9 protein-coding genes and 1 pseudogene are annotated in these 10399 nt (G+C 36.6%); 5 read left to right on the top strand and 5 right to left on the bottom strand.

Annotated elements, in window-relative coordinates:
* From ACPDG9_RS14290 to ACPDG9_RS14280, 3 genes and pseudogenes are all read right to left on the bottom strand, one after another.
* Nucleotides 1-815 (bottom strand): annotated as a pseudogene (locus tag ACPDG9_RS14290) (hypothetical protein); the annotation flags it as partial.
* A 17-nt stretch (nt 816-832) separates the two neighbouring features.
* Entirely contained in the window at nt 833-2440 is a 1608-nt protein-coding gene (locus ACPDG9_RS14285; RefSeq protein WP_430528398.1) for a hypothetical protein, read from the bottom strand.
* A gap of 241 nt (nt 2441-2681) precedes the next feature.
* Entirely contained in the window at nt 2682-3149 is a 468-nt protein-coding gene (locus ACPDG9_RS14280) for a hypothetical protein (protein WP_430528397.1), read from the bottom strand.
* A gap of 364 nt (nt 3150-3513) precedes the next feature.
* On the opposite strand from ACPDG9_RS14280, the gene ACPDG9_RS14275 reads away from it, so the two are divergent.
* Complete coding sequence (locus ACPDG9_RS14275) at nt 3514-3963, top strand: hypothetical protein (protein ID WP_430528396.1); 450 nt, start codon at nt 3514-3516, stop codon at nt 3961-3963.
* Between the two features lie 31 nt (nt 3964-3994).
* Here the strand turns inward: ACPDG9_RS14275 and ACPDG9_RS14270 are convergent, their stop codons facing one another.
* The gene (locus ACPDG9_RS14270) at nt 3995-5119 is read right to left on the bottom strand and encodes an FAD-dependent monooxygenase (protein ID WP_430528395.1); all 1125 of its coding nucleotides are present in this window, start codon (nt 5117-5119) and stop codon (nt 3995-3997) included.
* 96 nt (nt 5120-5215) lie between these two features.
* Nucleotides 5216-7024 (bottom strand): gliding motility-associated C-terminal domain-containing protein, encoded by a 1809-nt coding sequence (locus tag ACPDG9_RS14265; RefSeq protein WP_430528394.1) that lies wholly within the window; start codon nt 7022-7024, stop codon nt 5216-5218.
* A gap of 690 nt (nt 7025-7714) precedes the next feature.
* Between ACPDG9_RS14265 and ACPDG9_RS14260 the strand changes: the two genes are divergently transcribed.
* The 4 genes from ACPDG9_RS14260 to ACPDG9_RS14245 are packed head-to-tail and all read left to right on the top strand — an operon-like array spanning nt 7715 to nt 10391.
* Complete coding sequence (locus ACPDG9_RS14260) at nt 7715-8332, top strand: hypothetical protein (RefSeq protein ID WP_430528393.1); 618 nt, start codon at nt 7715-7717, stop codon at nt 8330-8332.
* Between the two features lie 18 nt (nt 8333-8350).
* The gene (locus ACPDG9_RS14255; protein ID WP_430528392.1) at nt 8351-8989 is read left to right on the top strand and encodes a hypothetical protein; all 639 of its coding nucleotides are present in this window, start codon (nt 8351-8353) and stop codon (nt 8987-8989) included.
* Nucleotides 8959-9726 (top strand): sensor histidine kinase, encoded by a 768-nt coding sequence (locus ACPDG9_RS14250; RefSeq protein WP_430528391.1) that lies wholly within the window; start codon nt 8959-8961, stop codon nt 9724-9726. The genes ACPDG9_RS14255 and ACPDG9_RS14250 overlap by 31 nt, the downstream gene beginning before the upstream one ends.
* Nucleotides 9723-10391, top strand: a complete 669-nt coding sequence (locus ACPDG9_RS14245; RefSeq protein ID WP_430528390.1) for a response regulator transcription factor — start codon at nt 9723-9725, stop codon at nt 10389-10391. Before ACPDG9_RS14250 ends, ACPDG9_RS14245 begins: the two co-directional genes overlap by 4 nt.
* Nucleotides 10392-10399 lie beyond the last annotated feature (8 nt).

The following is a 10399-nucleotide window of genomic DNA, read 5'->3' as shown; positions in this document are numbered from 1 at the left end:
AAGGTAATCGCTTGATTGGAAGACAAAACCTCTTGGATAGACTCATCAGTGGCGTCTATCCACATTACTTCGCCGTCCTTATTCGTAACTAATAGTTGCCCTTGCGTTCCCGGTTTGATTTTATCTGTTGAGATACTCTGATTGTTAATACCCAAATGGACTGACGCTAAAGCAGCATGCTCGCCATTTGAAACCGCGATTATAGCATCGCCACTTATCGGTTTGCGCATAGCTGTAATCTGCTCTTGTATAAAAGTACGAATAACCGTATCCTTTGCGATTGTCGCAATGTTGGCAATTACATCTTCTACAACATCAATACTCGTTTGTGTACCATCTTCTGCGGTATAACGATAGGATCCATGACCTAAGGATTCCATAGTTGTTACCAAATTAATATCGCTTAGTGGCACTGAGACCACATTTTGTTCTGAATCTTTCAAATACAGCGTTTGTTCCTCCAGATTTACAGCAAATTCTTCATTTTTAGGTATCTCTCTATCCTTGTTATCCTGATCCGTTACCAAGCGAATCCAACTTGTATCAAACCAATAGTAGTATCCCGTTGTCAACTCATCATTTTCTGTTGTGTTAAAAACTAATAAACTATTGGCAGGACGACCCGAATTTAGCGTTGAATAATCCGTTAAAGTATGTAAGGATACTCTGGGAATCAAAACTCCTTTCAACTCATTATTGGTGGTTTGGATATCTAATAAAGCAGATTGATCCGGTTTTTTAGTTCCAATTCCAACTTGTGCAAACATGATAGTTGAAGAACACAAAAACAGTAAGGGCAGTATATTTTTTTTCATCTTTTAATTTTTTAGTGTCAATTAGGTAAAGTTGATTGCTTAATTCTAAGTTGTAAGTTAGGATTAAGGGGGATTAAACACCTTTTGGCGTTTAAGGTAATTGTAGCAATATTCGATCGATAATTTTCTTCTCCATACGGCTCTCCTACTGCCCCATTTTTCCCTTTAATTGAGTATTTAGCCATAGCAGGTTTTAAACTAAACATAGCTTTAGGCTCAAAGGAAATCAAGGTTAAAATAGGATCGTACACCCATTTTCCCTCTTCGTTTTCATACGTATAAGGATCTAATGTTGGGCGCAACTCTTCCGTATAAAAAGTGAAGGAATACGGGTCTATATTTTCAATCGAACCCGTTGGATTTGATATATGTCCCGCATAAGCCAAATCATTCAACAGCGGATTAAATAAACTACTTGCTTGCTCACATACCTCAAAGTGTTTATCCGTAGCTTCTGCTGAAAAAGGCAGAGAAACACTTAAATTTCGAATCATATGTCGATTCATCCTACCTCCAGTAACTCCCGCAAAACCAATTTTAAAAGTCTCAGGCACAACACTTTCTAAAGTATAAACTACGTCTCCTCCTTCCACATTCTGATCTTCGGTAGAGAAATCACCGTGAAGCGATTCTGCATTCTCATAATAATTAACCGTTGTTTTATAGTGATAACGATCGATGACTGTAGTAATTTCCTCTCCATGTTGTATGAAAACGCTCACTTCAAATCCTCCATCAACATGAGGAATGAGTCGAATAAACGCTTTCCTAAAATTGGGATCACTAGAATCATCAGCAATTGCGCCATTTCTCAAATTAAAAGTAGAGTTTTCTGGCAAAAGCGTTCCCAATTCATATTGGTATGTACCATCAGACATAATCGTAGCTCCACCTCTTTCCTTGGAATCGACAGCTAGTGTTGATACCGTTTTCAACACCGGATACCCTCTATATCCCGAATAAGGATCAGACTGTGGTAACTTCAATTCACCACCTCTTAGTGTGATATGACTAGCACCTTGTATGCTACCACCTGGCCATCCGATAGCCGTTCCATTCATACGAGCTGATTCTCCAAAATTTCTAACCTTAAAGTTTCCAGAAATATTTAAACCTATACCTAAATAAGCACCAGGGACTCCTTTTTCTCTTTTTGATTTAGCTGATTCAGCAGCTCTACTAAATACATAACCCAACGAACGTCCTGTTGCTCCCATATGCATTTCACTATTGGGAATTGATCCATCATATAAGAACATTAAAATTCCATCTGTTCCTACCTGATCGCCATCATAAATATTAAATTCAAAACTGATATCTAATCCATTGTCAGAGTTAAAAGCAAGATCCTGCAAGAGAATAGCACCAAATTGGAACTGTTTTAATTCCGTCAAGAAAAGTCCTTCCTTGGTAAACTTAGCCTTGTTATTCGCCCCAGGTAAATAAACTCCAGCTGGTGGACTGTTTCCTTCTTGCAGAGATAAAAAGTAAGGAAATTGTGTTGTTGTGACTTGACCAAAAGCAACTTGTATTAAAAAAAACACAAGGGGAACAAACAGCTTAAACCCTTTTTGATTAACTAAAAAGAGGTTCTCTTTTCTTGCATGCATACTAGTTTGATTCATAGCTATCCTTTCTTTTAAATGTGATGTAATTATCACCTAAAACAAGATGATTTATTTAATAATCAAAGTTTCAAACATTATGCCACACAGAGTATCCTTCAGCTAAATATTCATAAATTGAGAATATTTAACACCCCTGTTAAAAAAAGAATCTATTTGTTAAGGAAATAGCTTGGAAAGCGTGTCTTTTAATCCCTGTACACTATAACAAAAAAAAACGCCTAAAAGGCGTTCTTTTTATCTAATCACAATACTCATGCTTGTGTTTGTTTTTGTTTTTTTTCTTGTGTTTATTTTTATACTTATTGCTCTTGTGGTTATGATGATCTCTTTTGTGATCATAAGGATGATAGTGATTATAAACGTATATATTATCTCGATCTCTCCATTTCTCTTGTTGTTCAATCGTTAGAATATCACCAATTTTGATTCTAATTTCTCTGTAGAGTTGGTCTCTTTTTTTATTAAGTTCATATGTACTGTAGTGATTGCTGCCAACCCAACTATTGTATTGACTTTCACAATCTCTTTGATACTGGCGAATCTGATTCCATTGCTTCTCTTTTAACCCTAAAACAGAAGCATCATCATATACTAATGATACTAAACCGCCTAAATTAACCCCTATACTCGTGCTACTTACTTTCGTTTGTGCGGTAGCGAATGAAGTAATGCAAATAAATACCCCAATAATTATTTTCTTTTTCATACTACAAACTGTTTTTATTATCTACTTTATGCTGTTAGTAAGGCAAAACAAGATGTGATCTAAAAAACAATCTTTAATTTATATTTACTTTTTATAAGAAGTATATATCAAATTAAACCAGACCGTAGGGAAAATCAAACAACATTTACTTAATATTAACTATTTAACAATACCGCAAAATCACATCTTGTTGCCAATTAGTCTTTTAGCTTCTCATATATTTAATTCAAATAGAGCCGTTATACACGACGAGGAGCATCAAAGTTCCAACACGGTTTTTTTTAGGCCAAAAGTAGTGATTCATAGTACTCTTTTTTTTCAGAACTTTGTCCGCACGAGAGTGCTTAACGTCATCCAAAAACAAATGATAGAATATCCGACATCCCAACTCATTCAGACCATCAAGGAGGAACTAGACCAACAGTATGGAAATAAATATACCTATGCAGTTCCAGCATGGGCCTTACTACAGGCAGATCCCCAACTCCTATTCATCCTTCCTGTTCATGGAAAAAGCGGCATTGCGATCATCAAACAACGCGTTGATTTTACTGTTGATTTTTCTTCAACAGCTTCTGTCCTTCACTATGCGCATTTTTTAGATGCACAAATGGACAAAAGTTTAGGCATTACCTCCTACGTCGTTTTCTTCAACAAAAACATAATTATCGGTAAAGACCCTGATTATCCAAAAAAATTGACAGCGAGACAAGAGCAAGAACTCCTCACCTACAACGATAATCGCATTCAAGTTGATCTAACAGTACGCTATTTCGACTCGAATTTTTTGCCTTTAGCAGCATTAGATCAGTAAAACAAGGTGGCTCACAGGTAGAGCTTAAAGCTTATACGCGTTGTAACTCAAACATCTTTTTTATTTGTTGTTTTTTCATTACAGCAGGTAATAAGCGAAAAGATAGATTGCGAAAATAGACTAGGATTGGATGTCTCCATTGAGCCACTTGTCCTAACCTCCAACTATCGCGTACAATGGCATGTGCCTTAGCTTGTCGAATAGCAGGATATCGCTGTAACGCCTCTTCCAAGGGATAAATTTCCAGCAGCTTACTAATAACATACACATCCTCGATAGCCTGACAAGCTCCTTGTCCAAGATTTGGTGTAGTTGCATGCGCTGCATCTCCCAACAAGCAAACCTTATCCTTATACCACAGAGAAAAAGGTGTTACATCATATATTTTATCACAGTGAATGACTTCTTTTGGGGTTTGTCTAATCATCTCTTGTACCCATAGTGGACATGCTTCTAGGTACGCTTCTACGGTTGTATTCGGTTGATAGAAATCCTCATCTACTAAAAAATACCAATACACTTGTTGGTTTTCCAACTCCACAAAACCGAAACGTTTGCCTTTTCCCCAGCTCTCTATCGCTACATTTTTATATTGGGCTGCCAATTGAAAGGGAAGAACCCCACGCCAGCATACTTGTTTAGCATCGCGTAAAGGATGAGTTCCAAAAAACAAGTGACGGACTTGAGAGCGCAAGCCATCAACGCCGATTACAAATTCATGGACAGCGGTTGTTTGATCAGTAAAACACAAAGTATAGGATCCGTTTTCTTTGTTCCCTCCTTGTAAACGTTTGTTTAACTTTATATGTTCCTGCCCAACAGCCTCCAATAACACTTGGTGTAACGCACTTCGATGAATGGCAATATTCGCCAATTGATACTTTTCCTCAAAGAAACGCAAAGAAGTTTGATCCAAGATTTGCAAAGCCATATCCGTTAATAATACGGTGGAAATTCGCGTACCCCTCTTATGAAGCTGATCCACAATTCCCAGATGTCGATATACTTGCATGGCATTATTGGCGATTGCAATTCCCGCTCCAACAGGCTTTATCTCTGGTGTAGCTTCATAAACAATAAAGGGGATTTTCGCTTTTTTTAAGGCAAGAGCCAACGTTAAACCTCCTATTCCCGCACCTATAATCGCAACTTTCATGATAATCTATTTTTGAAGAGGAAAGATAAGCGTATTTCTGCTAACCTACCCCTACTTCTCTATACTTTTCCATGCTTAAAAATACAATCCTGTAGATCAGAATTCACGCATCAGCTGAACCCACCCTGTAAATTCTTCCCCTTTCACCGTATGGAACTGATAAAAATAAGTACCCGATGGCAGTAGACTACCACGATCTGTTTGTCCTTCCCATTCATTGGTATAATTCGATTTACTATAAACTCTTACTCCATAGCGATTGAAGAGCTGCAAGTAAACACCGCCAAAATGTTCCAAATCAAAAAAATCGTTGAATTTATCTCCTTGAGGAGAAATACCTCTTGGAATAAAGCACAGAGACTGCGCATCATATAAGGTGAGTGTGGCCGATTCGCTACACCCTTGTTCATCTCGTACTGTTAGCTCAATAACATTGTCCTTTTCTCCGAGTAAATGTCGGTAGTTTGAAACGTCCAAGCGAGGTGTATCCTCTCCTACTTCGTTTTGATTGATAAACCATTGAAATGACGAAGACGAAGAATAAGAAGCTTGGTCAGCTTCTACATACAACTTGTTTTTTAAACAATAATAGTCCAAACGCGGTTTTTTTGCCTGCTTTACTTCGACGGTTTTGGATAGGGTCAAAGCGCAATATTGCTCCAAAGGAGTAAAAGTATACGTTGTTGTTTTTTTCAAATCAACAGCAGGAGACCACGTTCCTTCTATGCCGTTATTTGATACGACAGGTAGTTCAAAAACGGTTCCATTACAAACGAAAGAAGGAAGTTCAAAAATAGGTTGTATTTTTTGACTCACTTCAATAGTAATCGTTTTAGCTAAAACACAATGTCCAGGTTCTGGTGTAAAGGTGTACGTTGTCGTTTCACTTGTATTAGGCTTGGGAGACCATGTTCCTGTATAGCCATTATCAGCCTGCGTTGGCAGTGTTATTGGCGTACCTTCACATATGCGTAAAGGAAAAGTAAACAAGGGTTCAATATAGGGTTCTAGTACCTCCACGGTCAAGGTTGCTGTATCCGCTAAAGCGTCATCAGGGGTAAAGACATACGTAGTTGTTTGCTGATTATTCAACGCCGGAGACCAGCTACCGGTATATCCTTCTTTCGATTTTTCAGGGAGTTGAAAATCCGCCCCCTTACAAATGGCTGCCACTGGCTCAAACGTTGGTGTTTGACTGTAAACCTCTACATCATCAATGTAGTAATACGCTCTAATCTCTTGATCTTCCGCTGTTGAATCTTCAACAGTGCTCGTATGTTCATCATCAAAAAAATTACCTATAACAAAATAAGTAGCACCAGAATGCTCTGGTGTGAAACTTAAAGATACAAGAACCCAGCCATATCTTTGGGTAACTAATTCGGTATAATTAGCGTCTGGAGTAACATCAATCACATCATTCGAACGCTGATTAAGAGGGGTATTGTAAAACTTTACGCCAAAATTGTTCGAAGCAAATCGACTTTTTCTCGCCAGCGAAGCATAAAAACGAATAACATAACGATGCCCCGCCTGTAGTGGTTCACTTAACGTTCCTTGGATATACTCGCGTTTTGCATTGGGTGAATATAACAATAACCCAACCATACTGTCTCCCGTTCGAGGAGAACGATTCCCTAAATTAGAATTCGATACACTCAAGGGGTGTAAGATACATCGATTATCGAGACTCATATGGTAAATGTCAGGGGTTCCTCCTGTTGGTGCGGTCCAATCCGTAATGGCCTCATTAAAAGATTGCGCACTTTGGTAGTAGTTACACAATAAACTAGCTTCATTTACAATTTCAAAACTAGGATTAAGTACATGATTCGTTTGACCCTGTGCAAAATCAGCCCATAACACCAAGAGGAAAAGAAATAAGATACTACGTGTATAATTCATAATCCATTATTTAGCCTAAAGGTAATTTTTTTAGCAACAAATACTAATTATTCCTAAAACAAAACTTAAATAAATCTAAACAAAAAAAGTGCAGTAGTAAAAACTAAAGCACTCTTTTCTCAAGATATTAAAACTTGTTGTGGGGATCAAATTGAAATATAAATTTAATTCAACAAGTAAAGCTCACAGAAACACATTCAAAATATACAACAAACATAGTTTACGCATCCCACTGCTCAACACACCTTTTTGAGTCGTTTTTGAAACTTTACTTTTGATTTAGTCAGCAATAGATAAAGATCTTTGCTGTGATGCACTTGTTCTTTCCAACACATCAACAAGTCAAAAGTACAGCAGTTGAAGTAAAAAAGTTAAAGGGTAACTCCCTGTTTTTAGCGCTGGTGGTTTTCCCTCCTCTTATTTTTCCTTCCCTTTTATGCTATTTGATCGACAAACCCAAATAAATCAAATAAAAATAAATAAAACTCAATATCCACATTGTAAATACATTATTTTATCACAAAACAAAAAAACAAAACATCATATAAACCTTTTTTACAGCATTTATTTATCCTTTCAGGATAAATAAACATAATTTTTACTTAAATTTGCTCGTGTTATTTGTTCAAGCCCCTTTTAGTTTATCAGTAAATTTAGCATTTCGTATCGAATCAATTAAAAGAAGTAAATATGGAACCGAATCATTTCAAAACAGTAAAAGATTTACATTGGGTGTATCAAAGCATGGTAAATTGGGCTAGTTATTCCAAAGATAGAGCGCAATTAAAGGCTATTGCAGATATGGAATACAATACTTTTTTCTTTTTGCAAGGAAAAATAAATACTAAAGACAATATTCATGCGTATTTTGGATATTACAATGATCGAATATACCTTCATTTTATCCCGAGTTCCGTGGATATACCGAGTTCCTTTAAAGATAAATCAGTTATTCCTATTGAATTACACGCGTGTATTGGAACAAAGAAAAATACAAGCAGGGAGGCTATCCATAAAAATGATGCGCAAATACGAATACTCAAATGGGAGGATCAAGCCTACCGCAATCAAATTTTAGACAAGGCAAGTTTCTTTCAACTTTTTTGGATCCCCAATGAAAATTTTCAAGCTAATACCCCCTTGATGATGAACTTTGGAATCCATAATGAAGAGGTGGATCTCGTGCTTACACAGATGAATACTATGGATAATTATTTAGACACTTGTAAGCCCATTCCTCCTTTTAAACCAACTTTAATCCAAAGCCAATTTGCCTTATTGGAACAAATAAAAACATGGAGCATTTAATAGAAATCACAATGTAGTATGCTTGATTTTGCGACTTACCTGGCCGATGCTATTCCTATCATTTTAGTAATATTCACCGCCTATGTATTAACGAAAAAACCATATGATCCCTACAAAATAGCCTTACTTGGCTATTTTTCCACGGGTCTATGCTTTTACGTGATTGGAGAAATGCTAGGTAGAACGCAAGCAAACAATCTTATTTTGATTCCCATTTTTGGAGTCCTTGAACTAGGATGGTTTTCCTACATTTACTTTACCTATACCCGAAAGAAAATTTTCCTCTATAGCAATATCCCCGCTTGGATTTGCTTGTTTTACGAATTAACCCAAGTTGATTTTCTTACGTTAAACCAATTGCAATCCTACACAAGGAGCATTACATCTCTACTCTTATGTCTCTTTACCTTAGGGTATTCGTATAGTCTATTGAAATACAAATGGAAAAACTACAATGCAAATGTTTTTACTTTTAATGCTGCTCTACTTGTATATGCTTCTTTTACCTGTATCTACTACTTGCCTCTCCGATTGTTAGTTAGTGGCAATCCCAATACTATTTTGATATTTTGGATGATTAATAGTATGATTACTTTTTTGTTTTACATTTTAATGACGAAAGCACTATGCCATATCCCAAAGAGAATGAGTACGTAATTTTAAGCTGGCTGATCATTGGATTATTGCTCGTCTTATTTATTAGTATTGCCTTTCTTATCCTTTTAAAAGCGAATCATAAAAAACATGTAGATACGAAAAAGGAAATACACACGCTCAATCAACAACACGCTGAAAAACTGCAACGTTCTTCTTTAGATATCCAAGAGAAAGAAAGGCAAAGAATAGGTAGTGACTTGCATGATTCGGTAATAAATTCACTGAATGTCTTATATTTAAAATCGCAGATAACCCAAGACGAGCAACTGCTAATTGATGGTATACAGGAGACTATTACGCTAACACGGCGCATTTCTCATGGATTAAATCCCCCACTCTTAGCATATGCCTCCCTCGATAATTTAATCAAGGATTTGTTTCAACAATGGACGATCTTCTATACATTGAACATCCATATTCATAAACAGTTCAACCCAGAACTATCGACAGAACAAAAAATCCATATCTTGCGCATTATACAGGAATTGATTAACAATATCTACAAACACGCACAGGCAAGTGAAATTGATTTTCATTTGCGCGTATCGAAGCCTTCTGTAGCCTTTATTCTTCGGGATAATGGACGAGGATTTAATACAGAAGAAGCCAATTGTGGGTTGGGCATGCAAAACATACAATTGCGAACCGCACTTTTAAAAGCCTTTCACAAATACAAGCAAGACACTGGTTTAGGAACTACTTTTATCTTCTATATGCCTTTAAAACAAAACACATGAAAATAAAAATCACATTAGTCGATGATGAAATACTCATCACAGAGCTATTAACTAGCTTCTTACAACAAGACACCACCCTTGAGGTAGTAGCCACCTACAACAATGGGGAGGATTTTTTACTTGCACTCGACCAACAAACGACAGAAGCTGATCTATTTGTTTTTGATTATCGAATAGGAGATACTGATGGTTTAGAACTTTTAAAAAAACTGCGCTTAAGAGAAATCAATACACCCGTAATTCTGCTATCTTCCCATTACAATGACAGCTTAATTAGTTTTATTGTAAAAACGGGATTTGCTGCCTTCTTGCCCAAAAATATTAAACCAGATTTACTCATTGAAGTTATACATGAAGTATACGAAAAGGGTTTTTATTTACTTCCTGAGCAATTTGAACAGTTGAGAGATCAAATGCTCATTAAAAACCAACCCCTAACGACAGACCTCAAACTCGCCCTAAGTGACCGAGAAATAGAAGTACTCCAACTTATTGCCCAACAGAAAACAGGGAAAGAAATTGCCGATATTTTATTTCTATCTCCAAAAACGGTAGAAGGACATAAAAACAGTCTTTTCATCAAAACAGGAGCGAAAAATGTCGTGGGCTTAATCGTATATGGTGTACAAAACAAATTACTCTCCATTGACGAAATCGCTCTTTAAAGCACGGG

This window comes from Myroides sp. C6-3 (assembly GCF_050522425.1).
Classification (GTDB): Bacteria; Bacteroidota; Bacteroidia; order Flavobacteriales; family Flavobacteriaceae; genus Flavobacterium.
Note: the sequence above shows the minus strand (reverse complement) of the source record. Positions and strands in the feature narration are given on the sequence as shown.